Genomic DNA, 24305 nt, shown 5'->3' with positions numbered 1-24305 from the left:
GTGCGATGACCGTGGCTAGCCAGAGCGGCAGCTACCTGGACCGCCCGTCCGGCGGCGGCCTGGTGGACGTGGTCGATCTGATCCTCGACAAGGGTCTGGTCATCGACATCTACGTACGTGTCTCGCTGGTCGGCATCGAACTGCTCACCATCGACGCGCGGATCGTGATCGCGAGCGTCGACACGTATCTGCGCTTCGCGGAGGCGGTCAACCGGCTCGACCTCGCCCGCAGCGGCACCGAGACACACGGGCTCCCCGGCATGATGGACGAGATCCGCGAAGGCGGCGCCGCGCACAAGACCAAGGGCGCCCTCGAAGGAGCCAAGGAAACCGTCAAGGACACGGTGAAGGGTGCCCTCGGGCGAGGGTCGGACGACGACGAGGACGACGAGGACGCGGACGAAGCCGAGTACCAGGACACCGGGGACGAGGACGAGTCCGGTGCGGACGACGAGGAGCGCGAGCGGCAGCCGCGCAGGTCCCGTCGGCCCGCGAGTCGCAAGGAGCGGAGCAGGTGATGGAGCCCACCGCTGAGGACGCCAGGGCCGAGGCCCGTGAGGACGCGGCCGAGGAACTCCACGACGCCTGCTACGTGTACGGAATCGTCGCGCTGTCGGACACCGGCCACGACGCCGAATCCACCGTCGGCCAACTCCCCGCGGTGGGAGGCGATCCCGAGGCGCGGGTGGAGTTCGTGCGGCACGGAGACATCGCCGCGGCCGTCAGCTCCCTGAGCACCGATCGGCCGCTGGGCAGGCCCGAGGACCTCCGCGCCCACGCGGGTGTGCTGAACCCCCTCGCGGCGAGCGGTGCGCCTGTGCTGCCCTTCCGCTTCGGGACGGTCGTCGCCGACACCCGGGCCGTCACCGACGACGTACTCGCCCGCGGCCACGACACGTTCGTGAAGGCCCTCCAACGCCTCAAGGGACGCGCCCAGTTCACCCTGCGGGCCGTCTACGAGCAGGACTCCGTCCTGCGGGAGGTGCTCCGCGAGCGTCCGGACATCGTCGAACTGCGGGAGACGGTCGCCGGGTTGCCCGAGGACGCCGCCTACTACGAACGGGTACGCCTCGGCGAGCTGGTGGCGGAGTCCCTCGCGATGCGGCAGCAGAAGGACACCGAAGACATCGAACGGCAGTTGAGCCCGCTCGCCGACGCCCTGGTCGTCTCCTCGGCACCCGCCGCGGAGGACGCGGTCGCCGACATCTCACTGCTGGTGAGCGACGACCGCCGCGCGGAGTTCGAGCGGACGGCGAACGACATGGCACGCCGCTGGCACGGCCGGATCCGCATGCGCCTGCTCGGCCCGCTGGCACCGTACGACTTCGTCGCCGAGGCGATGGAGGGATCCGAGGGGGTGCCGTAGCCATGGGACTCGTCACCGGAATTCTCACTCTGCCCCTGGCGCCGGTTCGCGGCGTGGTGTGGATCGCCGAGCAGCTCCGCGACGAGGCGCTGCGCCAGACCGAGGACCCGGCGGTGATCCGGCGGCAGCTCGCCGAGGTGGACCGGGCGCGGGACAGCGGCGAGCTCTCGAACGAAGAGGCCGACGAGCAGGAGGAGGAGCTGGTACGGCGACTGCTGGCGTCCGGCCCCCCGCTCGGCGGCCTGGAGGTGTGAACCGTGCCCGCCGCGCGGCGCAGGAGCGGAGCGGAGGGAGCGCCCGAGCGCGGGCGCGCGTCCTCGGGTGAGAAGACCGGCTCCCGGTCCGGCACGCGACTCTCGGCGCGGGACGCCGCCCGCAAGGCCGCCGAGTACGTACAGGAGATGACCGGCCACGACCCGGAGAGCGTGACGTCGCTCAGCCGTACCGACGACGGCTGGCAGGTGGGCGTGGAAGTGGTGGAGAGCCGACGGGTTCCCGACTCCACCGACATCCTGGCCGTCTACCGCGTGGACGTCGACGGCGACGGCGACCTGATCTCGTACAAGCGCGACGACCGGTACTACCGAGGCCGCGCGGACAAGGGGTGACGTCCCGATGAACCAGCCCGTGTGGAGCGGACCGAGCCGGACGAGGAGTCCCTCGCGGGAGGCGGGTCACGCCGAACCGGCCAACCTCGCGGACATCCTCGAGCGCGTGCTCGACAAGGGCATCGTCATCGCCGGTGACATCAAGATCAACCTGCTGGACATCGAACTGCTCACCATCAAGATCCGCCTCGTGGTGGCGTCGGTCGACCGGGCGCGCGAGATGGGCATCGACTGGTGGGAGCACGATCCGATGCTCTCGTCCGGCGACCGCGACGTCCTGGAGGAGAACCGTCGGCTGCGCAGGCGCATCGGCGACCTGGAGGCGGAGCGCGGCGACGGCGCCGCGGGACGCCTCGAAGGCGGTCGGTCGCAGGTCTCCGCGAACCGCGACAGCGACCGCGACAGGGACAGGGACCGCGACACGGACAGGCGCGGGTCGCCGTCACGTGGAGGTGACCGTCGCTCATGACCACCGTCAGCGACGTCGTCTGGCTGTACGCCGTGGCCCCCGCCGGTGATCCGCCGGACACCGGCCGGATGTCCGGCGTCGCCGGTGAGCCGGTACGGCTGGTCACCGAGGGCACCCTGGCGGCCGTCGTGGGCGGCGTGCCGGCGGCCGACTTCGCCGAGGCGCCCCTCAAGGAGCATCTGGAGGACCTGCGTTGGCTGGAGGAGGCGGCCCGGGCGCATCACCAGGTCATCGACACCGTGTTCCGCGGCGGCGATGTCGTCCCGTTGCAGTTCGCGACGGTCTACCACGACGACGAGGCCGTGCGCGCCGTTCTGCGCGAGCGCGGCGCGGACTTCGCCGACGCGTTCGCCAGGGTTCGGGGGCGGGCCGAGTGGGGCGTGAAGGGCTACATCGATCCGGCAGCGCGCGAGGACGCGCCGGGCGACGGTCAGGGCACCTCGTCGACCCGCCCGGGGACGGCGTATCTCCTGCGCCGTAAGGCCCAACAGGGAGAGCGCGAGCAGGCGTACCGCCGCGCCCGGGACCGCAGCGCGGACATCCGCCAGGCGCTGGAGGAGGCCGCGACCCGCGCCGTGGCCCACCCGCCGCAGGACCCGCGGCTGGCGGGCTACGAGGGGTGGATGATCCTCAACGACTCCTTCCTCGTCGCACGCGACCAGGACGACCGCTTCTCGGCTGCCGTCACCGCCTGCGCGGAACGCTTCCCCGACGTCGACCTCCAACTCAGCGGCCCCTGGCCCCCGTACTCCTTCGTCGGGGAGGAGACACGGGGGCGGGAATCCGGGGAGCCGCGGGTATGACCACCGCATCCGGCACCCGGCGTTCCCCCTCGGCCGTCCCCGGCCCCGGGCAGGAGGTCGCTCTGGTCGACCTGCTGGACCGGGTGCTCGCGGGTGGGGTCGTGATCAGCGGCGAGATCATCCTGGGCATCGCCGATGTGGACCTCGTACGGATCTCCCTGCGGGCACTGGTGGCGTCGATACGTGCCGCCCAGGACGGCACCACAGCCGAAGAGCCGTACCCGCACCCGCACTCGTCCTCGTCCTCGTCCTCGGAGGACGCACGATGACGACCGACGGCCCCCCGCCCCCCGATCCCGGTCTCCCGGCCAGGTCCGTGCCCCGGCGTCTCGACATCGACCGCGAGGAGGTCGAGCGCGGTCTCGCCGGTCTCGTCCTGACCGTGGTCGAGCTGCTGCGCCAGTTGATGGAGCGTCAGGCGATCCGGCGGATCGACCAGGGCGGTCTCAGCGACGCGAAGATCGAGGAACTCGGGCTGACGCTGATGGCTCTGGAGGACCGGATGACGGAGCTGCGCGAGCACTTCGGCCTTGACCCCGAGGACCTCAACATCGACCTCGGGCCCCTCGGCCCGCTGCTCCCCCGGGACTTACGGCCCCTGATCCGGTCAACTGACGGTGTGCGGCGACCCGCAGAGCGCCTGGCCGCTCTGCGTGAGGTCGACGACCCGCCGCACCGCGGGCGACATCGCGGTCACCTTCATCCCGGCGCCCTTCCGACGCGCCACGTCGCGCACCCGCAGCAGGGCGTTCAGTCCCGCGCAGTCGAAGAAGGCGACTGCCGCCAGGTCGACTTCGAGCCCGTCAGGGGCGAACTCCAGGGCGTCCGCGAGCACATGCTCCAGCATGTCGGCGCAGTCCAGGTCGATCTCGCCGTGGACGGCCGCCCGCGTCAGGTCGTCGACGTCGGTCAGTCGCACGGACAGCCCGGAGCGCAGATGCCTGACCAGGCGGACGGCCGGCTCAGCGGTCGCCGGGTCGATCACGCCCGACGACTCGAGCGGAAGGGCACAGAGCCTGCTGCCGACCATTACTCAGACCTCCTCCGTATCGCGCTTGGCGGCTCAAGCGTGCGGAACGCGGGCGACACCTGTCAAGAGATACACGAAAAAGAATTCACGCTTTGCCTGACGTGAAGTCGCTGTCGTACGATGTCGCAATGGCTGACGTTGACCGCCCACCGACCGGATGGACGTTTCTGACCAATCACGCACGCGTACTCGCCGCCATCGCGAGAGACCCGGAAGTGCGCGTACGCGACATCGCCGCGCAGTGCATGGTGACCGAGCGCGCGGTGCAGAAGATCATCGCCGACCTCGAGTCGGACGGATATCTCACCCACACCCGCAACGGCCGCACCAACAGCTACGAGATCCCCAGCGGCACCTCCCTGCGGCACCCGGCGGACGCCGGCCCCACCGTGGCCGCCCTCCTCGCCCTCCTCTCCCTGGACCCGGCCACCGCCGCCCGCCAGCAGCGCGACCCGCAGGATCTCCCGGCAAGCCCTTAGGGCGTGCCGGGCCGCGCGACCTGCCGAAACGGCGGCGGGACCGCCCCGGCCGAAACTCGGCGGCATCGAGGCGCGTATCCGGGGTATGCGAGCCGGATGTAAGGGCGTGCGGGGAAGCAGAGGCGGATGTATGGAGCTGGTCGAACTGGATGAGGGGCAGGAGCCGCTCACGCGTCTTCCGATCGTGGCGTCGGCCGCGTTCGAGGAGACCCAGAGCATTGGTGCCGCCCGGGACATGGCCTGTGAGTTCCTGACGTCGGTGCAGGCGGTGCACGGTCTGCCGGTGTCGCGACGGGCGATGGGCGTGGTGGAGCTGGTGGTGAGCGAGCTGGTGACCAACGCCCGCAAGTACGCGCTCGGGCCGTGCCTGCTGGACCTGGAGATCGTCGAGGGCGCTGTGCAGGTGAGCGTGTGGGACAGCAGTACGACGCTGCCGTCGGTGCTGCCCGCCGACCCCCACCGGGTCGGCCAGCACGGCCTGGAGATCGTGATGGCGCTCAGCCAGGCCTTCTCCATCCACCGGGAGGTTGTGGGCAAGCGGATCACCGCGGCCGTCGTGCTCGCCGACGACACCGGCGGAGACATGACCGGCCGCCAGGCCCCGTGAGTCCCGCCCGACGACGCGCGATCGCGCCGGAGGCGCACGGCCATGAGAGGCGTGTTTCGCGACGCCGAGGTGTACGGGTTCCGAGCGGGGAAGGCGTACGTCATGACGCTCAATCAGCGGATGCACGACGCTCTTGACCAGCGCGCGCCGGTACGCGAGGCGCTGGGCTGGGTCGAGGACCAGAGGTACCTGGACGCCGTGGCCGGGCCGCTGCGGCGGGCCGTACGGGCGGTCCCGCTGGGCACGGCCCGCGGGATGATCCGCGGCACCTGGCTCGGACACCCGCTCCACCCCGCGCTGGTGCAGATCCCCATCGGCTGCTGGTCGAGCGCCGCCGTGCTCGACCTCGTGCCCGGCGAGGGGCGGGCCGCGGCGGGTCTGGTGGCCCTCGGTCTGGCCGGGGCGGTTCCCGCGGTGGCGGCGGGGCTGGTCGACTGGGCGGAGCAGGACCAGCGGCAGCTACGGGTGGGCGTGGTGCACGCCGCCGCCAACACGATCGGCGTCACCTGCTACACCGCCTCCCTCGTCGCCAGGCTGCGGGGCCGCCCCCTGGCCGGGCGGGCGTGGGGTTTCGCGGGTCTGACCGTGGCGACCGTCGGCGGAATCCTGGGCGGCCACCTCGCGTACCGCCAGTCGCGGAACATCGACCACCCCGAAGGCGCCTGAGCCTCCGCGGCGTTCCCCCTCACTCACGCACGAGACTCACGCACGAGCCGCCACCTGATCTCGCCGTCCTGCCACTGGCCGGTGGGAGTCAGGCCGATGGCGGTGGCGACGGCGGCGGACGCCTGGTGGTCGGGGTGGATGTGGGCGATGACCGTCCGCACCCCGTGGTCACCGAGCCAGCCGACAAGTGCCCGGGCCGCTTCGGTCGCGATGCCGCGCCCCTGCCACGCGGTCCCCACCACCCAGGCGATCTCCGCGACACGGCCGCCTTCGTCGGTGGTGGCGACCGTCGCCTGAACCGTGCCCGTGAGGCAGCCCGCGTCGCGGAGCTGGATGACCCAGTTGCACCAGGAGACGGCGGGGTCGGGCGACCCCGTGACGAGGCGTTCGTAACGGGCGCGCAGAGCCTGTTCGGTGGCCGGAGCGCCCCCGATGAAGGTGTGTAGAGCCGGGTCGGACAGCACGGCGGCCATCTCTTCCGCGTGCTCGACCCGCAGGGGCAGGATCGCCAGCCTTCCGGTGTGGAAGCTCCCGGCTTCGAGGGTGGTCACGGGCGGATGGTGAAGACCTGGTCCAGGCCGACCAGGGTGAGGATGCGCAGGGTGTCGGTGGGGACCGCGGTCAGGGTCAGGTCGGCGTCCGCGGCCAGGGCGAGCTGGCGGGCGGCGAGCAGGACGGTGATGCCGGTGGAGTCGCAGAACTCCAGGCCGGACAGGACGATCCGCAGATTCTGGCCCGGGTTCAGGGCGAGGCGTGCGACCTGTTCCCGTAGCGCGGCGCCGTGCTCGTAGTCGAGTGCCCCGGTCACGTGCAGGACCGGTCCGGTGGTGGTGTCGTGGTGGGTGATGGTCAACGGGCTCATCGTGGTGGATTCGCCGCCGGGTGGGTGGTCGGGCGGGCGGTCGGCACGCCGAGTGCGAGCAGGGCGGTGTCGTCGTCCAGGCCGTCGCCGAAGCTCTTCAGCAGACCGGTCAGCTGGGTGATCATCTCGGCGGGCGTGGTGGGGGCGTGACCGGTGGCGAAGGCGCGCAGGGCGTCGTCGCCGAACAGACTCGCACGAGTGGGACCGGTACGGGCCTCGGTGAGGCCGTCGGTGTAGAGCAGCAGCGCGTCGCCCTCGGCGAGCGTGGCCTCCGCGGTCGTGAAGGGAGCGTCGGGCACGACACCGACGAGCAGTCCGCCGGGGGTGGGCAGGTAGTCGGCGCTGCCGTCGGCTCGTACGACCAGGGCCGGCGGGTGGCCGCCGGACGCCAGCCGTACGGTGGCGCGGCCGCCCTCCGCGTCGGGCTCGATGACGCCGAAGATGACGGTGCAGTAGCGGGGATCGCCGTCGGCGGCGTACCGCTCGTGCAGTACGGCGTTCAGCGTGGCCAGTGCGGCGGCCGGCTCGGGGTCATGGAGAGCGGCGGCCCGGAGGGTGTAGCGGGTCAGTGAGGTCAGGGAGGCCGCCTGGGGGCCCTTGCCGCACACATCGCCCAGGAAGAACGCCCACCGGCCCTCGCCCACACCGAACAGGTCGTAGAAGTCGCCGCCCAGCCGGTCGGAGGAGGCGGTGTGGTAGTAGACGGCCGCCTCCAGCCCGGGCACGGCGGGCAGCGAGGAGGGGACGAGCGACTGCTGCAGGACCGCGAGCGCGTCGGCGAGCCGCTCCCGGTCGGCCTCGGCCTGCCGACGGGCCCGCTCCGCCTCGGCACGGGCACGCTCTGCCTCGGTCCGTGCCCGCTCGGCGTCCTGACGGCGCTGCAGGAGTTCCAGCTCGTACGCGCGCCGGTCGGAGGCGTCGAAGACCGTGGTACGGATCAGCTGCGGCTCACCGTCGCTGCCGTGCTTGACCACGGAGGACACCAGGACCGGCAGCCGCCGCCCGTCGGCGCGCTTCAGCTCCACGGCGATCCCGTGCACCTCGCCCTGCATGCGCAGCAGCGGCGCGAAGTGCGTCTCGTGGTAGAGCTTGCCGCCGACGGTGAGCAGGTCGGCGAAGCGGAGCGTGCCCACCACCGCCGTCCGGTCCACGCCGAGCCAGTCCAGCAGCGTGGTGTTGATCTTCGCGATGGAGCCGTCCATCAGTGTGGACAGGTAACCGCAGGGCGCCGACTCGTACAGTTCCTCGACGCTGTCCTCCAGCAGCGCGCTGAACGTGGCGTCCGTACCCTCCGTGCCGTCGGTCTCCGGCCGCTCCGGCCACTCGCCGGTGCGGCACATCACCGTCGTGCCGCGAGAAAGGCGAGGAGCGCGTCGGCGGTCGCCTCGGGGGCGCTGAGCTGCGGGCAGTGCCCCGTCGCGTCGAGAGTGACCAGGCGCGAGGAGGGGATCGCGGCGTGTACGTACGCACCGACCTCGCGGGGCGCGATCACGTCCTGGGCGCATTCCAGCACCAGGGTCGGCACCTCGACGCTCTTCAGTTCCTCGCGGCTGTCGGACAGGAACGTCGTACGGGCGAAGACCCGGGCGATGTCCGGGTCGGTGGCGCAGAAGCTGTTGGTCAGCTCGTGCCCGAGCTCCGGGCGCTCCGGATTGCCCATGATGACCGGGGCCATCGCGGACGACCAGCCCAGGTAGTTCGACTCCAGGGATTCCAGCAGCTCCTCGATGTCCTGCGCCGAGAAGCCGCCGCGGTAGCCGGTGGTGTCGTCGTCGACGTAGCAGGGCGAGGGAGCCACCATCAGCAGCGCCCCGATCCGCCCGGGCGCCATCCGCGCCGCCAGCACCCCCACCATCGAGCTGACCGAGTGCCCGACGAACGCCGCCCCCTCCAGGTCCAGCTCCTCGCAGACCTCCACCACGTCCCGGGCGTATCCCTCCAGCGAGGAGTACCGCTCCTCGCTGAACGCCGACAGGTCCGAGCCGCCGGAGCCCACGTAGTCGAACAGCACCAGCCGGTAGTGCGCGCCCAGCGCGGGCACGACCATGCGCCACATGTTCTGGTCACAGCCGAAACCGTGCGCGAGCACCACCACCGGCCCGTCGCTCCGACCCGTCACCGTCACATTGTTCCTGGCGCGTATGTCCATGCCGCTCATACTCCCATCCACCTCAGAAGCCTCATCCATCGGTCAGCCCGGGCCGGTCCCCGGACCGGATCAGTGCAGGATGCTCACCGCACGGGCGATCACCAGCAATGAGGTCATCAGGGCGGCGACGCTCTCCACGCTCATCAGCAGCTTCGCGCGGGTGGACAGCGGCATGGTGTCGGTGGGGCTGAAGGCGGTGGAGTTCGTCACGGAGATGTAGAGGTAGTCCATCAGCGTCGGAACCCAGTCGGAGTTCTTGCTCGCCCCGTCCGACACCTCCTGGACCGCGTCGTCGTTCTCGTCCTGCGAGAAGCGGAAGTCCGCCAGCGGCAGCTCGGCCCGGGGAGCCTGGGTGCGGGCCACGGGGCCGCCGCGGTCCATCTCCCAGTACGCCAGACCGAACACGATGATGTTGGTGAGCCAGACCTGCAGTGCCGCCGCCAGCAGCGAACGGCCGTCGTGGACCTGGGCGTGGAGCAGCTCGTGGACGAGGATGCCCAGGGCCGTCAGGTTCATCGCCGCGATGACGAGCACGAGCGTCAGCGACAGGACCCGGAAGGTACGGGTCTGCCGCGTCAGACGCCGGGGGTTGATCGCGATGAGCGGCACGAGCAGCAGCAGTTCCAGCGCCGGCAGCACGAAGCGCGGCGCGATGAGGAGCTGCTGCGGCAGCGCCACATAGAGACCGCCGGCGGCGAGCGTGGCGAGGACGGCGGGCAGCCGGGGCTCGCCCCGCCGGTCGTGCCGCGGATGGCTCAGGCGGGCCTCCGCACGGCTCCTGCCCATCGATCTCCCTGGTCTCCGCGGCTTCGGGCCGCCGAATGCTGTCGAACCCTGTCGAACGCTGTCGAAGATCCGTCTGCCCGCCCTCGCGGCGACCATGTGCGCCCGATTCACCAGTGCCGCGGCCGGCGGTGGTCCGAGTCCATGCCGGTGGCCTACGAGCGCCATCTCGTCCCGGCGGTCTTCCGGCCCTTCGCCGAGGATCTGGCCGCGCGGGCGGCGGCGCCGCGCCCGCGGCGGATCCTCGAACTGGCCGCGGGGACCGGGGTTCTGACGTCGAGCCTGCTCGCGGCGGCGCGCCTTCGGCGGAGGTGACGGCGGGGTTCGCCGTCGGGGAGATGACGGTCCGTCCGGGCGTGGGGCCGGTCGCGGCACCGATGACGGCATACGTCTTCCGCGCCGCCGCCTGGCTGGCGGTAGGCACCCGCGACCGGCAGGTGTGTGAGCCGGCCTCGGCTCGGGCACGGCGGCCCTGAGCACGACGCACGGTCGGCGCCGTCCGACGCACGGCTGGCGGGGCCCGACGCGCGGCCCAGGACCGAAGTGCCGGGTCACTGATGTCGCCTGCCGCGACCGGCCGCTCAGCCGCACCCCCTCCCACCTGGGCATGTGAGCCGAATGGGGGGCGTCAGCGCGCGTCGGCTTGCGCCCCGTGACGACACTGGCCGGGTACGCACCACCCAAGCCCATCCATGGGACAGGAGTGATGAGCAACATGCCCAAGGCATCGAGTACCAAGCGAAAGCCCGTCAGGACCACCGCGAAGCGCCAGAGCGTGAGCGCGAAGCGGCAGACCACGAGCACCCGGCGTGCGGCGACCACCACCGCGCGGAAGGTGACCAAGGCGCGCGGCCGTGCGGGCGAGGCCCGTACCGTCAGCCGTACCACCACCCGCGCCACGGCCCCGGCCCGGCGCACCGGGCAGCGCTCCGCCGCCCGCTCCACGGGACCGACCCGCGAGCAGCTCTACAGGGAGGCCCGCCGGCGTAACGTCCCGGGCCGCTCCACCATGAACAAGGCCCAGCTCGCCCGGGCGCTCAGCCGCTGAAGCGGCGCGCGGCGTGAGCCGCGCGTGGTCACCTTCGTCGTCCTGCCCGCCATATCCGGTGCCAGTGAGCCGCAGCCAAGGCTGCCGCCGCGCTGACCACCACGGCGGGCAGGACGACGACGGCGAATCCGCCCCTCAGGGCCACCGCCACGATGGCCACGGCGGCGAGGAGCAGGATCACCGTGATGCCGGAGGCGATCTCCTCGCTCTCCGCCAGCGCACGACCCCAGCCCGTACGGCCGGTGCGCATGCACCGCTGCAATTGGCGATCATGGCCGAGCTCGGCCTCGATGTCCGACCAGATCTGCTGTTCCCGCTTCGACAAGCCCGCACTCACGCCGACCACCCGCCTCGATACCCGGCACCTGGCACGGGTTTCCACTGGGCGTCTACCCTGCGCCGCGCCGCACGAACACGATCGGGTCCGAGCGGGCCTACCACCGTCGGACCGGAACCGCGACCCAGCCGTCATGGATGGCGCGGAGCGGGGCAGACGGGCAGTGTCGACACGATGAGGGCCTGGGGGTGGAGGCAGGGAAGGGGTTGTCCTGTGTTGCTCGCTGATCGGTACCGATTGGGCGCCCGGCTGGGCCGGGGTGCGATGGGGCAGGTCTGGCGGGCCTCGGACGAGCTGCTGGGGCGCGAGGTCGCGGTGAAGATGCTGCCCAGCTCCGGTGTCGACGAGGTGACGCTGGCCAGGTTCCGTACCGAGGCGAGGGCCGCCGCGCGGCTCGACGACCCGCATGTGGTCGCGGTCTACGACTACGCGGCGGAAGGGGACGTGTCGTACCTGGTCATGGAGTTCGTGCACGGCTCGAACCTGGCGGACGAGCTGGCCGCGCACGGCCCGATGGACCCGGCACGGATCGTCGACATCGCCGGGCAGGTGGCGGGTGGGCTCACGGCCGCCCATGAGCACGGCGTGATCCACCGGGACATCAAACCGGCGAACCTCATCCTGGACGACGACGGTACGGTCAAGATCGCCGACTTCGGCATAGCCCGGCTGACCGACGAGTCGGCCCTGTCGCTGACCCGTACCGGAGAGGTGGTCGGCACCACCTTGTACCTCGCCCCCGAGCGGGCACTGGGGCGTCCCGCCCAACCGGCCAGCGACGTCTACGCACTCGGCTGCGTTCTCTACGAGCTCCTCACCGGGCGGCCGCCGTTCGGCGGGGACAGCGCGCTGGCGGCGCTGCGGCGGCACGTCGAGACAGAGCCGGTGCCCCCGAGCGCCCTGCAGTCGGGGGTTCCCGGCGCCGTCGACGCCTATCTGCTGAAGATGCTGGCCAAGGATCCGGCCCTGCGGCCGGCGGCGCCCGGCGTCGTGCGGTGGTCCGCGAGTGATGCCTGGCGGGAACCCGAGCCGGAGCGGGACCGCGTCCCCGTCGCCCTTCCGGTGGGAGCGGCCGCCCGTCAGGACCAGACGGCCACCACGCCGCTGCCGGTCCCCCCGCCCGCGCACCATCACGCGCACCGCGGCCATCGCCGCCGCCCCTGGATCGCCGCGGGCGCCGCAGGCGGCGCTGGGCTCATCTCCGCCGCGATCTTCGCCATCGGCCCGCCCGGAGGCGGCACCTCTTCACCCGGCACGCCCCCGTCCGCGGTGCTGTCGCCCCACCCGGGCAGCCACTCCCCCACTGCCCCCGCCGCGTCTGGCCCGGCGTCCGGGCCCGCGTCCGGGCCCGCGTCCGGGCCCGCGTCCGGGCCCGCGTCCGGGCCCACGTCCTCGTCGAAGTCGCACACGAAGCCGGTGCGCGGCGGGGACCGAACGTCGAACGGTGCCCCGGCGCACGGCAAGGGCCACGGCCCCGGCAAGCACGGCCACGAGGACGGCTGACGCACTCGCCGCGCCTGGCCCCGGGGCACCCTGAATGACGGGCGCGACAACACGCCCCCCGACGTAGCCCGAGGCGTCAGTCCCTCGCGGTGAGGGCGGCCGCGGTCACGGTGAGGTGGCGGGTCAGGACCGTGGCGGCGGTTTCGGGGTCGCGGGCGAGGGCCGCCTCCTCCAGGCTGCGGTGTTCGTCGATGCCGTCGCGGGCGGGGGTGCGGGTGGCCGCCCAGCGGCGGGCGAGTTCGCTCGCGGTCCACAGCCGGTCGAAGGTCTCCATGAGGACGGGGTTGCCGCAGCCTTCCAGCAGGGTGCGGTGGAAGAGGCGGTGGGCCTCGGCCCAGGCGGCGGTGTAGTGCGCGCCCTCATCCGGGGCGTACGGCGGGGTGCGGGCCAGCCGGTGGTGGGCGGCGCGTACGCGGGCCTCCCAGTCGACGTCGCCGCGTTCGATGGACATGCGCAGCATGAGCGGCTCGATGGTGCGGCGGGCCTCGGCGATCTCCTGCCAGCGGCGGTCGGAGAACGCGGGGACGGCGAAGCCGCGGTTGGGCAGCCGGTCGGCGAGGCCGTCCCCCACCACCCGTACGAGGGCCTCGCGGACGACGGCCAGGCTCACGCCCTGTTCCTTTGCGAGGTCCTGCGGTTTGAGGGCGTCGCCGGGGGCGTGGTCGCCGCGCAGGATCGCGTCCCGCAGGTGTGCGTAGACCTGCTCGGAGAGCATCTGCTTCCCCGGTGTGGTCGAGGTGGGGGCCGTCGGCTGCGTCATGCGGTCAGCATAGACGATCCCGGAGATAATCGATTATCTGTGTTATCGTCGATCTGCGGGCGACGACGCGACGCCAGGACGCCTCTGGCGGCCGTGCTGCGTGCCCTCGCACGCCGTGCGGGCTCTCCGTCCTCCGGCCGCGTCCCCGCCCTCCCGCAGCCCTTGGTCTGAAAGGAACGACGCGATGAGCGCCAACAACCCCTTCGCCCGCCTCCCCGAGGCGGCCCCCTTCACCGTCACCAGCACCACCGTGTCCGACGGCGCGCCCTGGCCGATCGAGCAGTTCTCCGGGATGTTCGGCGTCCCCGGCGGCGAGGACGTGTCGCCGCAGCTGTCGTGGAGCGGCGCGCCGGAGGGCACCAAGAGCTACGCCGTCACCGTCTACGACCCCGACGCCCCCACCGGGTCGGGCTTCTGGCACTGGGCTGTCGCCGACATCCCGGCCACCGTGACCGAACTGCCCGCGGGCGCCGGCGACGACACCGGTTCCGGCCTGCCCGAAGGCGCCTTCCAACTGCCCAACGACGCCCGCGCCTCCCGCTACATCGGCGCCGCCCCGCCGGCCGGACACGGGCCCCACCGCTACTTCGTCGTCGTGCACGCCCTCGACATCGAGTCCATCGGCGTCGCCCCCGACGCCACCCCGGCCGTCCTCGGCTTCACCATGACCGCCCACACACTGGGCCGCGCGGTCCTGACCGCCAGCGCCGAAACCCCCGCCGCCTGACGAACGGCATGGCCGGACCCACCAACACCACGCGGACCTATCTCCGCACGATCGCGGAACTGGAGGAGGAGGGCACGGTCCCCCGGCGGGCCCGTATCGCCGAGCGGCTCCACCGCAGCGGCCCCACCGTCAGCCAGACCGTCGCCCGGCTGGCGCGCGACAACCTGCTGCGCGTCGCCGACGACGGGCGCCTGGAGTTGACGCCCCAGGGGCGGTGGCTCGCGGTGCGCGTGCTGGGCAGGCACCGGCTCGCGGAGTGCCTGCTCGTCGATGTGATCGGGCTCGATCGGGAGCCGGCCCAGGCGGAAGCCCGCCGCTGGGCACACGTCATGAGCGAGGCCGTCGAGCGCCGCGTCCTCGTACTGCTGGGGCACCCGACGACATCGCCCTACGGCGACCCCATCCCGGGTCTGGCGGAGTTCGGGCAGGCGGTCGGCGACCACGCCGGCTCCCCCGCCGCGCTCGCGGTGACCGTGCCCTTCGCGGCGATGATCGACAAGACGCGGGACGCCATCGGTCACTGACCGCCTCGTACGGCACCGCTCGGGCCGCCCCGGCCCCCCGTCGGGTCGTCTGGTGTGTGCGAGCGCATGCCGGGTGATCCGCGGGGGGGCGGTCGGCGTACGGTCTCCTCCCGGTGATCAGGCCAACCGCTTGTGCATGACGACGCATGGTCGGCCGTGCTGCACATCCTTGCGGCGGTCGATCTCCTGCCAGCCCAGGGAGGCCCAGAAGGCCAGGGCCGTCGGGTTGTTCTCCAGGACCGCCAGGCGGACGCCTTCCCGGTCCTCGGTGCGGAGCCGTTCCTCCACCGCGAGGGCCAGCCGCCGCCCCTGCCCCGTGCGGTGCCGGTCGCCGTGCACCATCAGCAGCCCGATCCACGGGTAGCCGTCCTTCGGGTGCTGCCCGAGAACCGACACCAGACCCACCACCGTGCCGTCGCCGTCCTTGGCGAGCAGGTAGACGGAACCACCGGTCATGTCGTCGCGCACTTCGGCTTCCACCTGCCGGGCGTCGATGTGCGCGGAGTCGTACTCACCGGAGACACGGCCGTACTCGGGGTTCGACGCGTAGATGCCGACGACATCGGCGATGTCGTCGGCAGTGAGCCGAAGCGGGGAGAGCGACAGCGCGGACATACGGCCACAGTAATCAACCACTCGGCTCCACGGAGAGCCGGTTGGTGACCGTCACAGTGCGAAGTCGGGGTCGTCCAGGTCGATGGTGATCGCGTTGCCGAGGTTGTTGGCGAAGGTGGCGAGTGAGCCCTCGACTGTGGTCCGCTCGAAGGGGTTGGAGTCGCTGAGGAACACCAGCCAGACCAACTGGCGGTGTGGGTCCAGCCGCGCGAAGAACCCCTCCGACCCCATATCGCTCGCGCCGCCGCACACATACCCCGACCCGTCCGGCAGTGCGACGAGCGTCCGCGGGTCGGGGTCCACACTGGACACGTTCTCCGGGTCCCGTTCCAGCAGCGCGTCGACATCGAAGCGGGCGCCCAGGTCGAGCCACGCCAGGCCGGGGCCGTCCACCTCGGCCTCCCGCGCCAATCCGTCGCGGCGGTACAGGCCGTCCCACCCGGGCGCCTGATATGTCTGCCAGAGTTCGGCGATCCTGCCGGTGCCCACCTTCGCTGCCCCCTTCCGGGCCTCAGCCCGCTGCCACCGTGCCGCCACCCGAATGCGGCCCGTGTCGTCCTTGGGATCCGGGGCCGGGGGATGCAGATTCTGAGCTGCACCCCGCTGGAGGCACGGCCATGAGTCGGCCGGGCCGTCCTGTTCCTACGGCGCTCCGATGTCGTCCCGGCCGGAGCTCCGGTCCCTGCTTGGAGAACCTATGACACGTATGCCCGGCGCCGCCTGGCGGCCCGTCGTCAACGCCCACAAGAACGGTGTGCTCGAACACCGCGGACTGGTCCTGCACGTGCAGGACGACACCAGCAGCCCGTACGGCTACTTCAACAACCCCACCTCGCAGGCCAGTTCCGACTTCTGGGTCAGCGGCACCGGCCTCGTCGAGCAGTACGTCGAGACCGGCGTCGACTACGCCTTCTGCCAGCATCTGGGCAACCCGTACTACGCCAGTGTGGAGACCGAGGGGCACTCGGACACGCCGCTGACCGCCGCGCAGGTGGAGGGGGTGGCACACATCTACGCCTGGGGGAACGCCACCTTCGGCTGGCCGTTGAAGGTCGTGGACAGCACGACCGAGCACGGCCTGACCTGGCACGGCGTGGGCGGCGACGCGTGGGGCGGGCACCCGCACTGCCCCGGTGACAAGCGCAAGGAGCAGCGCGGGCAGATCATCGCCCGCGCGAAGGAGATCCTGGCCCCGGACGCGGACGGCGGGCCGGCCGTCGACCTGGGACGGCTGATCGCCGCCACCCCCTCCAACGGGGAAGCCGGGCGGCGACTCCCGGCGTACCCGGCGGGCGTCCGCCTCGTCGAGGGGGCGCTGCACGCCGAGGGCCTGCTCGACAACCTCCACCACGACGGCGACTTCGAGCGCCTCACCGTCACGGCGTACGCGGCCTGGCAGCGGCGCCTGGGGTACGGCGGCCCGGAGGCGGACGGTGTCCCCGATCACCCGTCGCTGGCCGAGCTCGGTCAGCGGCACGGCTTCTCGGTCACCGCCTGACGGGCAAGCGGCGGCGCGGGCGAGTTGGTACGGGTCACCACCCGTCGCCGCCTCCACCGTGATGGCCGCCGCCGTGGTGACCTCCGCCGTCGCCGCCGGACGCGTGGTGGCCGCCGGTGTGGTGGTGCGAGGCGTCCGCGCCCGACCAGGCACCGGGGTCCAGATCGTGGCCGAGGCCGTGGCCGCCGGTGGTGAAGTCGGCGTACAGATCGCTGAGTTCGCGGTGGAGACGGTGGCTCAGTCCTTCGATGCCGGTGCTGAAGGCGTCCGCGAGTTCCCGGTCGGGGACGGCGGCGGACGCGGTCGCGGCGGCGGAGGCGAGGCGGTCGGCGGCGACGAGCTGGGCCAGGCGCCGGCGGGCGGAGGCGCCGCGCAGGCCGGGGTACACGGTGCGGGCGAGGTCGGCCGCCTGGACGAGGGCGGCGAGGACCAGCGCGCGCTCGGCGGAGGGCGCCGCGTCGGAACCGGCACGCACCGCCGCGTCGACCTCCGCCACCAGCGCCTCCCGACGCGGCACGTCGACGGAGAGGATGTCGTGGCGGGTCCGCCCGTTGCGCCCGCGCGACCGGCGGACCCGTACGGTCCGCTGGTCCTGCAGCCGGGACAGGTACTCGGTGGCGAGGGAGCGCGGCGTCTCCCGCAGCCAGACCTCGACGCTGGGCGCGGGCGTGGTCCCGGCCAGGACGTGCAGCACATTGTTCAGGCGGCGGTCGTCCAGGCGCGCGGGATCCACCACGTCGATCCGCCGCGGCCCGAGCGATATCCGTCCCTCCGCGGCCAGTTCGGCCACCTCGGCCGCCCGCAGGGCGAACCGGAGCCGCCCCCCGCCCCGTATCCGCCGCCGACCCGGATCGATCGCCAGCAGCAGCAGTTCGTCCCCCCATGTCATGTCTTCGAGGGTAGGTACTGCTCCCGGCGGAGGGCACCCTTCCGCGGGGAGCGGTGCGGTGCGGGGTCAGCCGCCGAGGTGCGGCGGGGGCGGGACCGTGGTGCCGCGGATCTCCAGGGTGGGTGGGGCGAGGTGGACGCGGCCCGGGGTGGACGGGGTGTCGAAGCGGTCGAGGAGGCAGCGGGCCGCGCGGCGGCCGACCTCGTGGCCGGCGTTGTCGACGGTGGTGAGCCAGAGGTGGCGCAGCCGGGACAGGGAGGTGTTGTCGTAGCCGGTCACGGAGAGGTCCCGGGGGACGCGCAGGCCCAGTTCCTCGGCGGCGGAGAGCGCGCCGACGGAGGCGATGTCGTTGACGGCGACGATGGCGGTGGGCCGCTCGGGGCGGCTGAGCAGCCGTACCGTCGTCCGGTAGCCGCCTTCCTCGGTCATGTCGCTGGGCTCGACCAGCGCGGTGTCCGCCAGCCCGTGCTCCCTCATCGTGGCCTCGAAGCTGCGTCGCCGCAGCTCGCCGACCGCGCCGTATCCGGCGATGTGGGCGATACGGCGGTGGCCGAGGGAGATGAGGTGCTCGGTGACCAGCCGCGCGCCCTGCTCGTCGTCGCCCGCGACGACGTCCACTCCGGGGGGTACGGCTTCGCGGGCGCCCGCGACGACGACCGGGATGCGCTCGGCGACCGTGCCGAGCGCGGCCGGGTCGGGCAGGGTGCCGACCACGAGGAGGCCGTCGACCCGCAGGTCCAGAAAGGGGCCCGCCAGGTCCTGGCCGGTGCGGCGGTTGAGCCGGGCGTCGGCCAGCAGCATGTGCAGGCCGTTGTCGTGCAGCAGCGGGTTCAGACCGTCGAGGAGGTCCACGAACCAGGGGTTGCGCAGGTCGTTGAGGAGGACGCCGATGGTGCGGGTGCGCTGCTCGCTGAGGCTGCGCGCGGCCGCGTTCGGCCGGTAGCCGAGCTCGCGCACCGCCCGCAGCACCGCCTCGCGCTTCTCGGGGCGCACCTGGTCGGAGCCGCGCAGCACCAGGGAGACCAGGGACTTGGAGACACCCGCCCTGTCGGCCACGTCGCGGATCGTCGGCGATCTCATGAGTGGACCGTTCCATGGAGTGTTTCGACTTGTCAAAGGGTTGACACCAGGGTGAACACCGCTTCAGGGTGGCCTGGAAGAGGTTTGGAACGGTCCAACTAGCTCAAGTAGGTCCAAGTGGGGAGTGGTCATGGTGGAGGCACTCGGCGTCGCCGTCGTCGGATTCGGCTGGATGGGCCGGGTGCACACCCAGGCGTACGCCCGGGTCCGGCACCACTACCCGCGGCTGGCCCTGCGCCCGGAGCTGGTGACCGTCGCCGAGGATGTGCCGGGCCGGGCCGAGGAGGCCGCCGCCCGGTTCGGGTTCGCCGCGGCCACCCGCGACTGGCGTGAGGTGGCCGCCGATCCGCGCGTCCGGGCGGTCAGCGTCACCGCGCCGAACTTCCTGCACCGGGAGATCGGCGTCGCGATGGCCGAGGCCGGCAAGCACCTGTGGATCGAGAAGCCGGTGGGCCTCACGACGGCCGACGCCCGGGCGGTGGCCGACGCGGTCGCCATGGCCGGCGTCCAGGGCGCCGTCGGCTTCAACTACCGCAACGCGCCCGCCGTGGAGGCCGCCCGCGACCTGATCGCCTCCGGCGAGCTCGGCGCGGTCACCCATGTCCGCTTCCGCCTGTTCAGCGACTACGCGGCGCACCCCGAGTCCGCCCTGACCTGGCGGTACGAGCGGGAGCGCGGCGGCAGCGGAGTGCTGGGCGACCTCGCCTCGCACGGCGCGGACCTGGCCGCGTACCTGCTCGGCGACATCGCCTCCCTGACCGCCGACACGGCGGTCTTCGTGCCCGAGCGGTCCCGCCCGACCACGGCGACGGCCGGCCACACCCGGGCCGCCGGCGGCGAGTCCGGCCCCGTGGAGAACGAGGACTACGTCAACTGCCTGCTGCGCTTCGCCTCCGGCGCCCGCGGTGTCCTGGAGGCCTGCCGGGTCTCGGTCGGCGAGCAGAACACGTACGGGTTCGAGGTGCACGGCACCAAGGGCGCGGTGTTCTGGGACTTCCGCCGGATGAACGAGCTGGGCGTCAGCCGCGGCGACCGCTACCAGGACCAGCCCGTGAGCACGGTCTACGTCGGCCCGGGCGACGGCGAGTTCGGCGCCTTCCAGCCCGGCGCGGCGAACGCCATGGGCTACGACGACCTGAAGGTGATCGAGGCGTACCGCTTCCTGCGCTCGATCGCCGAGGGGAAGCCGTACGGTGCCACGCTCACCGACGCCGTGCGCAGCGCGGCCGTACTCGACGCGATGGCGCGCTCCGCGGAGAGCGGGTCGTGGGTCAACCTGCCGGCGTCGTAGGCATGTTGTACGGCGTAACCACCTGGATCGCCGACGGCAGCGTGGGGCCCGCGGGCGGCAGCGCGCCGTGCGCCCGCATGACCGTGCGGCACGCCTCGCGCATGTCGTGGCGCAGGTCGTGATGGAGCACCGCCGACAGCCGGTGCTCCCGCAGCAGCCGGGTGTTGTCGTGGTCGAGGTCGTGGGCGACGAAGACGGCGCAGTCGCGGTCCAGGTCCTCGAAGGCGCGCAGGGTCGCGATGTTGCCGCCGCCGATGGAGTAGACGGCGCGGATGCCCGGGTCGCGCTCCAGGGCGGCCCGGACGAGGTCGTACTGCGTGGCGTCCAGGCCGTGGCCCTCGGCGATCCCGACGAGGGCGCGCTCCGGGTGCAGCGCGCGCATGGCGCTGCGGAAGCCCATCTCGCGCTCCTCCTCGTTGCGGAAGAAGCCGCTGCTGAGGCTGGTCAGCACATTGCCCGGCCGGTCACCGAGCCACTTGCCCATGAGGTACGCGGCCGTGGCGCCCGCCGCCCGGTTGTCGATGCCGACGTAGGCCAGCCGCGGGCTCGCGGGCAGGTCCGTCACCAGGGTCACGACCGGAATCCCGGCGGCGACGAGCCGGCCGACGGCGGCGACGATCTCGGGCACGTCAGGGGCCTTGAGGATCACCCCCTGCGAGCCGCGCCGGGCGATCCGGTCCAGCGTCCCGACCAGGTCCGCCACCGGCCCGGTCTCCCGGAAGTGGAAGCGCGAGCGCACGACGGCCGGATGCAGGGACGGCAGTTCGGCCTCGAGCGCGGCCCGTACCGCGGTGGAGAACCGTTCCGGGGTCTGCATCACGATGTCGATCATGAACGTACGGCCGACCAGCCGGACCTGGGTGCGCTGCCGGTCCAGGTCGGCGATGGCCCCGCGCACCTCACGGGCGGTGCTCTCCCGCACCCCGCCGCGGCCGTTCAGGACCCGGTCGACCGTGGCCTCGCTCAGGCCCGCCTGACGTGCGATTTCCCTGATCGGGAAGGGGTGGCCCACGAGGCGGCTCCTTGAGGGGTTTTTGATGGCTTCCTGCTGGTTGTTCGAGGGGTTTGTCATGACAACAATGACAGAGCCGCTCCGCCCCGTGAAACCTGAGGGGACGACGATGTCCTTCACTTCCGTGCAGCACCACGCCTGGCTCTCCGCGCGGGACTGCGACCTCGCCGCGTTCGACGCACTGGTCCGGCAGCCGACCGACCTCGCCGACTATCCGTACGCCTCCGGTGTGGACCGGAACGTGCTGGTCTACGACTGCGACCGGCTGCGGCGCGCCGGCGGCGCCGAGCGCCGCGAGGTGCAGGCCGAGCTGATCCGCGCGCTCGCCGACGGGCCGGGCATCGCGGTGTTCCGGGGCGCCTTCCCGGACCCGGCCGTCGTCGACCGGGTGACCGGAGTGTTCGACGCCCTGATCGCCGAGCAGCGCGCCTCGGGCGCGGGCACGGGGGACCACTTCGCCCGGCCGGGGGCCAACGACCGGGTGTGGAACGCGCTGGAGAAGGCGGCGCTCCACGACGCCGAGGCGTTCGCCGACTACTACGCCAACGACATCCTGGCGCTGGTCTGCGCCGCCTGGCTCGGCCCCGGCTACCAGGTCACCTCCCAGGTCAACGTGGTCAACCCGGGCGGCGCCGCGCAGACCCCGCACCGCGACTACCACCTCGGCTTCCTCTCCGACGAGGTGGCGGCCGGCTACCCCGCGCACGTCCACCGCCTCTCCCCCGCGCTGACTCTCCAGGGCGCGGTCGCGCACGGCGACATGCCCGTGGAGTCGGGGCCGACGATGTATCTGCCGCATTCCCAGAAGTTCGAGGCCGGGTACCTGGCATGGCGTCTTCCGCAGTTCCAGGCGCACTTCGCGGCGCACCAGGTCCAACTCCCGCTCGCCAAGGGCGATGCCGCGTTCTTCAACCCGGCGCTCTTCCACGCGGCGGGTACCAACCGCTCGGCGGGCACCCGGCGCATGGCCAATCTGCTCCAGGTGTCGTCCGCGTTCGGGCGCGCGATGGAGACGGTGGACCGCGAGGTGGTATGCAACGCCGTCTTCCCCGCGCTGCTCAAGCGCGCGGCCGAGGGCGCAGGCGAGGAGTGGCTGGACAGGGTCGTCGCCGCCTGCGCCGAGGGCTACCCCTTCCCCACCAATCTCGACAGCGACCCGCCGGTCGGCGGGCTCGCCCCGCCCTCGCAGGCCGATGTCGTACGCCGCGCGGTGCGGGAGCGGTGGACTGCCGAGGTGCTGCGGGCCGAACTGCGCGCCCGCGCCGAACGACGCGAGAGCTGAGGGACACCATGGGACTTCTCGACGACAAGATCGTCCTCGTCAACGGCGGCAGCCAGGGCGTGGGCGCCGCGGTCGCCCGGGCCGCCGTGCGGGAAGGCGCCGCGGTGGCCGTAACCGGACGGCGCCCCGAACCCGGCCGGGCCCTGGTCGCCGAGCTGACCGGGCGGGGCGGCACGGCGATGTACGTGCGCGCCGACCTGTCGGACGCCGCCGAGGCGAAGGCGGCCGCGGCCGAGGTGATCGCCGCGTACGGACGGGTCGACTGCCTGGTGAACTCGGCCGGGCTCACCTCGCGCGGCACCCTGCTCGACACCACGCCCGAGCTGTTCGACCAGCACATCGCGATCAACCTGAAGGCGCCGTTCTTCGCCATGCAGGCGGTCGTCGCGGACATGGTGGCGCGCAAGGCCCCGGGCACGGTCGTCAACATCATCACGTCCTCGGCGCACGGCGGGCAGCCCTTCCTGGCGCCGTACGTCGCCGCGAAGGCCGGGCTGATCGGCCTGACCCGCAACGCCGCGCACGCCCACCGCTGGGACCGGGTCCGGATCAACGGCCTCAACATCGGCTGGACGGCGACCGAGGGCGAGGACGCGACCCAGAAAGCCTTCCACGGCGCCGGGGACGACTGGCGGGAGCAGGCCGCCGAACGCCTCCCGATGGGCCGACTCGGCCAACCGGACGAGATCGCCGACGTCGTGGTCCTCCTGCTGTCCGACCGTTCCGGTGTGGTCACCGGCTCGGTGATCGACTGGGACCAGAACGTCCTCGGCGGTCTCGACTGACCCGCCCGAGGCGGTCCCGCCCGGAGACCTGCTTCACCCCGCACCGACAGCCACACGCACACGCACCACGTCCACACCCAAGGAGCAACACCCCATGCGCATCGGAATCCTCGGCCTCGGCCGGATCGGCGCCTTCCACGCCGAGACCCTCGCCGGGCTCGACGTGGTCGAGTCCCTCGTCGTCAGCGACCCGTTCACGGACGCGGCCAAGGCCGCGGCCGAGCGGTTCGGCGCCCAGGTGGCCGACTCCCCCGAGGCGGTCCTCGCCGCCGGCGTGGACGGCGTCGTCATCGCGGCCGCCACCGACGCCCACCCCGCGCTGATCCTGGCCGCCGCCGAGGCGGGTGTGCCGGTCTTCTGCGAGAAGCCCGTCGCCCGCGCCATGGCGGAAGGCGTCGAGGTGCTGAAGGCCGTCGAGGACAGCGCGGTGCCGATCCAGATCGGCTACAACCGCCGCTTCGACGCCGGCTTCGTGGCCGCGCGCGCCGCCGTGCGGACCGGTGAGCTGGGCACGCTGCACACCGTACGGTCGACCACGCTGGACCCGGCGCCGCCACCGGCCGCGTACGTCGCCGCCTCCGGCGGTATCTTCCGCGACTGCTCGGTGCACGACTTCGACATCATCCGCTGGGTGACCGGCCGCGAGGTGACCGAGGTGTACGCCGTCGGCGGCAACCGCGGCGCCGACTACATCAAGGCGGCGGGCGACGCGGACACCACGGGCGCCGTCCTCACCCTGGACGACGGCACGATCGCGGTGGTCTCCAACTCCCGCCACAACGCCCGAGGTTACGACGTGCGCATGGAGATCCACGGCTTCCGGGACTCCATCGCCGTGGGCCTGGAGGACAAGCTGCCGCTGCGGTCCGTGGAGCCCGGGGTGACCTTCCCCGCCGGTACCCCGCACGACTTCTTCATGGACCGCTTCGCGGCGGCCTACCGCGCGGAACTCACCGCGTTCACCGAGGTCGTGGCGGGTTCCCTGCCCTCCCCCTGCACGGTCGCGGACGCGCTGGAGGCCGGCTGGATCGCCGAGGCGTGCACGCTGTCCCTGCACGAGCACCGCCCCGTGACCGTCCAGGAGATACGGCAGGGCTGAGCGGTACGGATCCGGCGCGGGGGGGGCCCCCCC

31 protein-coding genes and 3 pseudogenes are annotated in these 24305 nt (G+C 72.6%); 21 read left to right on the top strand and 13 right to left on the bottom strand.

Features of this window, described 5'->3' with window-relative positions; all coding sequences use genetic code 11:
- Window positions 1–5 precede the first annotated feature (5 nt).
- From gvpJ to AB0M29_RS39990, 8 genes and pseudogenes are all read left to right on the top strand, one after another.
- Window positions 6–518 carry a gas vesicle protein GvpJ gene (gene gvpJ, locus AB0M29_RS40025; protein ID WP_365391737.1) on the top strand — a complete coding sequence of 171 codons (513 nt, stop codon included), beginning with the start codon at window positions 6–8 and terminating at the stop codon, window positions 516–518.
- Window positions 518–1366 carry a GvpL/GvpF family gas vesicle protein gene (locus tag AB0M29_RS40020; RefSeq protein ID WP_365391736.1) on the top strand — a complete coding sequence of 283 codons (849 nt, stop codon included), beginning with the start codon at window positions 518–520 and terminating at the stop codon, window positions 1364–1366. The genes gvpJ and AB0M29_RS40020 overlap by 1 nt, the downstream gene beginning before the upstream one ends.
- Before the next feature lie 2 nt (window positions 1367–1368).
- A complete protein-coding gene (gene ccmI / locus AB0M29_RS40015; protein ID WP_365391735.1) occupies window positions 1369–1620 on the top strand; it encodes a c-type cytochrome biogenesis protein CcmI in 252 nt (83 codons plus the stop codon).
- Between the two features lie 3 nt (window positions 1621–1623).
- Window positions 1624–1974: a gas vesicle protein gene (locus AB0M29_RS40010; protein ID WP_365391734.1), complete on the top strand. Its 351-nt coding sequence runs from the start codon at window positions 1624–1626 to the stop codon at window positions 1972–1974.
- Window positions 1975–1981: 7 nt separating this feature from the next.
- Complete coding sequence (locus AB0M29_RS40005; RefSeq protein WP_365391733.1) at window positions 1982–2443, top strand: gas vesicle protein; 462 nt, start codon at window positions 1982–1984, stop codon at window positions 2441–2443.
- Window positions 2440–3246, top strand: coding sequence for a GvpL/GvpF family gas vesicle protein (locus AB0M29_RS40000; protein ID WP_365391732.1), 807 nt, complete (start codon window positions 2440–2442; stop codon window positions 3244–3246). Before AB0M29_RS40005 ends, AB0M29_RS40000 begins: the two co-directional genes overlap by 4 nt.
- Entirely contained in the window at window positions 3243–3515 is a 273-nt protein-coding gene (locus AB0M29_RS39995; RefSeq protein WP_365391731.1) for a gas vesicle protein, read from the top strand. The genes AB0M29_RS40000 and AB0M29_RS39995 overlap by 4 nt, the downstream gene beginning before the upstream one ends.
- A pseudogene (locus tag AB0M29_RS39990) lies at window positions 3512–3835 on the top strand (gas vesicle protein K); the annotation flags it as partial. The gene AB0M29_RS39995 and the pseudogene AB0M29_RS39990, both read left to right, overlap by 4 nt.
- Window positions 3836–3853: 18 nt before the next feature.
- On the opposite strand, the gene AB0M29_RS39985 reads toward AB0M29_RS39990, so the two are convergent.
- Window positions 3854–4276: an STAS domain-containing protein gene (locus tag AB0M29_RS39985; RefSeq protein WP_365391730.1), complete on the bottom strand. Its 423-nt coding sequence runs from the start codon at window positions 4274–4276 to the stop codon at window positions 3854–3856.
- 128 nt (window positions 4277–4404) lie between these two features.
- Between AB0M29_RS39985 and AB0M29_RS39980 the strand changes: the two genes are divergently transcribed.
- The 3 genes from AB0M29_RS39980 (at window position 4405) to AB0M29_RS39970 (ending at window position 6028) form a co-directional block, all read left to right on the top strand.
- Complete coding sequence (locus AB0M29_RS39980) at window positions 4405–4755, top strand: helix-turn-helix domain-containing protein (protein WP_365391729.1); 351 nt, start codon at window positions 4405–4407, stop codon at window positions 4753–4755.
- Between the two features lie 130 nt (window positions 4756–4885).
- Window positions 4886–5362, top strand: a complete 477-nt coding sequence (locus tag AB0M29_RS39975; protein ID WP_365391728.1) for an ATP-binding protein — start codon at window positions 4886–4888, stop codon at window positions 5360–5362.
- Window positions 5363–5464: 102 nt separating this feature from the next.
- Window positions 5465–6028, top strand: a complete 564-nt coding sequence (locus AB0M29_RS39970; RefSeq protein ID WP_365391727.1) for a DUF2231 domain-containing protein — start codon at window positions 5465–5467, stop codon at window positions 6026–6028.
- A 23-nt stretch (window positions 6029–6051) separates the two neighbouring features.
- Here AB0M29_RS39970 and AB0M29_RS39965 read toward each other — a convergent pair whose 3' ends face one another.
- From AB0M29_RS39965 to AB0M29_RS39945, 5 genes are all read right to left on the bottom strand, one after another.
- Window positions 6052–6579 carry a GNAT family N-acetyltransferase gene (locus tag AB0M29_RS39965; protein WP_365391726.1) on the bottom strand — a complete coding sequence of 176 codons (528 nt, stop codon included), beginning with the start codon at window positions 6577–6579 and terminating at the stop codon, window positions 6052–6054.
- Window positions 6576–6890, bottom strand: a complete 315-nt coding sequence (locus tag AB0M29_RS39960) for an STAS domain-containing protein (RefSeq protein WP_365391725.1) — start codon at window positions 6888–6890, stop codon at window positions 6576–6578. The genes AB0M29_RS39965 and AB0M29_RS39960 overlap by 4 nt, the downstream gene beginning before the upstream one ends.
- Window positions 6887–8230 carry a SpoIIE family protein phosphatase gene (locus tag AB0M29_RS39955; protein WP_365391724.1) on the bottom strand — a complete coding sequence of 448 codons (1344 nt, stop codon included), beginning with the start codon at window positions 8228–8230 and terminating at the stop codon, window positions 6887–6889. The genes AB0M29_RS39960 and AB0M29_RS39955 overlap by 4 nt, the downstream gene beginning before the upstream one ends.
- Window positions 8230–9039 carry an alpha/beta hydrolase gene (locus AB0M29_RS39950; protein WP_365391756.1) on the bottom strand — a complete coding sequence of 270 codons (810 nt, stop codon included), beginning with the start codon at window positions 9037–9039 and terminating at the stop codon, window positions 8230–8232. Before AB0M29_RS39950 ends, AB0M29_RS39955 begins: the two co-directional genes overlap by 1 nt.
- 69 nt (window positions 9040–9108) lie before the next feature.
- Entirely contained in the window at window positions 9109–9825 is a 717-nt protein-coding gene (locus AB0M29_RS39945; protein WP_365391723.1) for a hypothetical protein, read from the bottom strand.
- 141 nt (window positions 9826–9966) lie between these two features.
- Here AB0M29_RS39945 and AB0M29_RS39940 point away from each other — a divergent pair.
- Window positions 9967–10142: pseudogene (locus tag AB0M29_RS39940) on the top strand (class I SAM-dependent methyltransferase); the annotation flags it as partial.
- A 386-nt stretch (window positions 10143–10528) separates the two neighbouring features.
- Window positions 10529–10870 (top strand): plasmid stabilization protein, encoded by a 342-nt coding sequence (locus AB0M29_RS39935; protein ID WP_365391722.1) that lies wholly within the window; start codon window positions 10529–10531, stop codon window positions 10868–10870.
- A 28-nt stretch (window positions 10871–10898) separates the two neighbouring features.
- Here AB0M29_RS39935 and AB0M29_RS39930 read toward each other — a convergent pair whose 3' ends face one another.
- Window positions 10899–11207: a hypothetical protein gene (locus AB0M29_RS39930; RefSeq protein WP_365391721.1), complete on the bottom strand. Its 309-nt coding sequence runs from the start codon at window positions 11205–11207 to the stop codon at window positions 10899–10901.
- Window positions 11208–11420: 213 nt separating this feature from the next.
- Between AB0M29_RS39930 and AB0M29_RS39925 the strand changes: the two genes are divergently transcribed.
- Window positions 11421–12710, top strand: a complete 1290-nt coding sequence (locus AB0M29_RS39925; RefSeq protein WP_365391720.1) for a protein kinase — start codon at window positions 11421–11423, stop codon at window positions 12708–12710.
- 76 nt (window positions 12711–12786) lie between these two features.
- On the opposite strand, the gene AB0M29_RS39920 is transcribed toward AB0M29_RS39925, so the two are convergent.
- A complete protein-coding gene (locus AB0M29_RS39920) occupies window positions 12787–13470 on the bottom strand; it encodes a GntR family transcriptional regulator (RefSeq protein WP_365391719.1) in 684 nt (227 codons plus the stop codon).
- A gap of 184 nt (window positions 13471–13654) precedes the next feature.
- Between AB0M29_RS39920 and AB0M29_RS39915 the strand changes: the two genes are divergently transcribed.
- Window positions 13655–14197 carry a YbhB/YbcL family Raf kinase inhibitor-like protein gene (locus AB0M29_RS39915; RefSeq protein WP_365391718.1) on the top strand — a complete coding sequence of 181 codons (543 nt, stop codon included), beginning with the start codon at window positions 13655–13657 and terminating at the stop codon, window positions 14195–14197.
- An 8-nt stretch (window positions 14198–14205) separates the two neighbouring features.
- Window positions 14206–14616 (top strand): annotated as a pseudogene (locus tag AB0M29_RS39910) (metal-dependent transcriptional regulator); the annotation flags it as partial.
- A gap of 222 nt (window positions 14617–14838) precedes the next feature.
- Here the strand turns inward: AB0M29_RS39910 and AB0M29_RS39905 are convergent.
- Window positions 14839–15336, bottom strand: a complete 498-nt coding sequence (locus AB0M29_RS39905) for a GNAT family N-acetyltransferase (protein WP_365391717.1) — start codon at window positions 15334–15336, stop codon at window positions 14839–14841.
- A gap of 51 nt (window positions 15337–15387) precedes the next feature.
- The gene (locus tag AB0M29_RS39900; RefSeq protein ID WP_365391716.1) at window positions 15388–15825 is read right to left on the bottom strand and encodes a hypothetical protein; all 438 of its coding nucleotides are present in this window, start codon (window positions 15823–15825) and stop codon (window positions 15388–15390) included.
- Window positions 15826–16033: 208 nt separating this feature from the next.
- Between AB0M29_RS39900 and AB0M29_RS39895 the strand changes: the two genes are divergently transcribed.
- On the top strand, window positions 16034–16834 hold the full coding sequence (locus AB0M29_RS39895) for an N-acetylmuramoyl-L-alanine amidase (protein WP_365391715.1): 801 nt from the start codon (window positions 16034–16036) through the stop codon (window positions 16832–16834).
- 34 nt (window positions 16835–16868) lie between these two features.
- On the opposite strand, the gene AB0M29_RS39890 is transcribed toward AB0M29_RS39895, so the two are convergent.
- Together AB0M29_RS39890 and AB0M29_RS39885 are read right to left on the bottom strand one after the other, a co-directional pair.
- Window positions 16869–17723 (bottom strand): GPP34 family phosphoprotein, encoded by an 855-nt coding sequence (locus tag AB0M29_RS39890; RefSeq protein ID WP_365391714.1) that lies wholly within the window; start codon window positions 17721–17723, stop codon window positions 16869–16871.
- Window positions 17724–17789: 66 nt separating this feature from the next.
- Window positions 17790–18803, bottom strand: coding sequence for a LacI family DNA-binding transcriptional regulator (locus AB0M29_RS39885; RefSeq protein ID WP_365391713.1), 1014 nt, complete (start codon window positions 18801–18803; stop codon window positions 17790–17792).
- Window positions 18804–18933: 130 nt separating this feature from the next.
- Between AB0M29_RS39885 and AB0M29_RS39880 the strand changes: the two genes are divergently transcribed.
- Entirely contained in the window at window positions 18934–20094 is a 1161-nt protein-coding gene (locus AB0M29_RS39880; RefSeq protein ID WP_365391712.1) for a Gfo/Idh/MocA family oxidoreductase, read from the top strand.
- Here AB0M29_RS39880 and AB0M29_RS39875 read toward each other — a convergent pair.
- Window positions 20075–21106, bottom strand: a complete 1032-nt coding sequence (locus AB0M29_RS39875; RefSeq protein WP_365391755.1) for a LacI family DNA-binding transcriptional regulator — start codon at window positions 21104–21106, stop codon at window positions 20075–20077. The two genes, AB0M29_RS39880 and AB0M29_RS39875, sit on opposite strands and share 20 nt — an antisense overlap.
- 109 nt (window positions 21107–21215) lie before the next feature.
- Between AB0M29_RS39875 and AB0M29_RS39870 the strand changes: the two genes are divergently transcribed.
- The 3 genes from AB0M29_RS39870 to AB0M29_RS39860 all read left to right on the top strand — a co-directional run bounded on the left by AB0M29_RS39870 (window position 21216) and on the right by AB0M29_RS39860 (window position 24272).
- Window positions 21216–22388, top strand: a complete 1173-nt coding sequence (locus AB0M29_RS39870) for a phytanoyl-CoA dioxygenase family protein (protein WP_365391711.1) — start codon at window positions 21216–21218, stop codon at window positions 22386–22388.
- 8 nt (window positions 22389–22396) lie between these two features.
- Entirely contained in the window at window positions 22397–23173 is a 777-nt protein-coding gene (locus AB0M29_RS39865; protein WP_365391710.1) for an SDR family oxidoreductase, read from the top strand.
- Window positions 23174–23267: 94 nt separating this feature from the next.
- Window positions 23268–24272, top strand: coding sequence for a Gfo/Idh/MocA family oxidoreductase (locus AB0M29_RS39860; protein WP_365391709.1), 1005 nt, complete (start codon window positions 23268–23270; stop codon window positions 24270–24272).
- Window positions 24273–24305: the final 33 nt, after the last annotated feature.

Source organism: Streptomyces sp. NPDC051976 (assembly GCF_040680795.1).
Lineage (GTDB): Bacteria > Actinomycetota > Actinomycetes > Streptomycetales > Streptomycetaceae > Actinacidiphila.
Note: the sequence above shows the minus strand (reverse complement) of the source record. Positions and strands in the feature narration are given on the sequence as shown.

Coding starts and splice junctions, on each gene's coding strand:
- AB0M29_RS39920 (WP_365391719.1), bottom strand. CDS start 13,470: ATGACGCAGCCGACGGCCCCCACCTCGACCACACCGGGGAAGCAGATG.
- AB0M29_RS39870 (WP_365391711.1), top strand. CDS start 21,216: ATGTCCTTCACTTCCGTGCAGCACCACGCCTGGCTCTCCGCGCGGGAC.
- AB0M29_RS39890 (WP_365391714.1), bottom strand. CDS start 17,723: ATGACATGGGGGGACGAACTGCTGCTGCTGGCGATCGATCCGGGTCGG.
- AB0M29_RS39905 (WP_365391717.1), bottom strand. CDS start 15,336: ATGTCCGCGCTGTCGCTCTCCCCGCTTCGGCTCACTGCCGACGACATC.
- AB0M29_RS39945 (WP_365391723.1), bottom strand. CDS start 9,825: ATGGGCAGGAGCCGTGCGGAGGCCCGCCTGAGCCATCCGCGGCACGAC.
- AB0M29_RS39885 (WP_365391713.1), bottom strand. CDS start 18,803: ATGAGATCGCCGACGATCCGCGACGTGGCCGACAGGGCGGGTGTCTCC.
- AB0M29_RS39985 (WP_365391730.1), bottom strand. CDS start 4,276: ATGGTCGGCAGCAGGCTCTGTGCCCTTCCGCTCGAGTCGTCGGGCGTG.
- AB0M29_RS39895 (WP_365391715.1), top strand. CDS start 16,034: ATGACACGTATGCCCGGCGCCGCCTGGCGGCCCGTCGTCAACGCCCAC.
- AB0M29_RS39995 (WP_365391731.1), top strand. CDS start 3,243: ATGACCACCGCATCCGGCACCCGGCGTTCCCCCTCGGCCGTCCCCGGC.
- AB0M29_RS39880 (WP_365391712.1), top strand. CDS start 18,934: ATGGTGGAGGCACTCGGCGTCGCCGTCGTCGGATTCGGCTGGATGGGC.
- AB0M29_RS39970 (WP_365391727.1), top strand. CDS start 5,465: ATGACGCTCAATCAGCGGATGCACGACGCTCTTGACCAGCGCGCGCCG.
- AB0M29_RS39955 (WP_365391724.1), bottom strand. CDS start 8,230: ATGTGCCGCACCGGCGAGTGGCCGGAGCGGCCGGAGACCGACGGCACG.
- AB0M29_RS39865 (WP_365391710.1), top strand. CDS start 22,397: ATGGGACTTCTCGACGACAAGATCGTCCTCGTCAACGGCGGCAGCCAG.
- AB0M29_RS39915 (WP_365391718.1), top strand. CDS start 13,655: ATGAGCGCCAACAACCCCTTCGCCCGCCTCCCCGAGGCGGCCCCCTTC.
- AB0M29_RS39935 (WP_365391722.1), top strand. CDS start 10,529: ATGAGCAACATGCCCAAGGCATCGAGTACCAAGCGAAAGCCCGTCAGG.
- AB0M29_RS39860 (WP_365391709.1), top strand. CDS start 23,268: ATGCGCATCGGAATCCTCGGCCTCGGCCGGATCGGCGCCTTCCACGCC.
- AB0M29_RS39950 (WP_365391756.1), bottom strand. CDS start 9,039: ATGGACATACGCGCCAGGAACAATGTGACGGTGACGGGTCGGAGCGAC.
- AB0M29_RS40000 (WP_365391732.1), top strand. CDS start 2,440: ATGACCACCGTCAGCGACGTCGTCTGGCTGTACGCCGTGGCCCCCGCC.
- AB0M29_RS40005 (WP_365391733.1), top strand. CDS start 1,982: ATGAACCAGCCCGTGTGGAGCGGACCGAGCCGGACGAGGAGTCCCTCG.
- gvpJ (WP_365391737.1), top strand. CDS start 6: ATGACCGTGGCTAGCCAGAGCGGCAGCTACCTGGACCGCCCGTCCGGC.
- AB0M29_RS39960 (WP_365391725.1), bottom strand. CDS start 6,890: ATGAGCCCGTTGACCATCACCCACCACGACACCACCACCGGACCGGTC.
- AB0M29_RS40020 (WP_365391736.1), top strand. CDS start 518: ATGGAGCCCACCGCTGAGGACGCCAGGGCCGAGGCCCGTGAGGACGCG.
- AB0M29_RS39975 (WP_365391728.1), top strand. CDS start 4,886: ATGGAGCTGGTCGAACTGGATGAGGGGCAGGAGCCGCTCACGCGTCTT.
- AB0M29_RS39980 (WP_365391729.1), top strand. CDS start 4,405: ATGGCTGACGTTGACCGCCCACCGACCGGATGGACGTTTCTGACCAAT.
- ccmI (WP_365391735.1), top strand. CDS start 1,369: ATGGGACTCGTCACCGGAATTCTCACTCTGCCCCTGGCGCCGGTTCGC.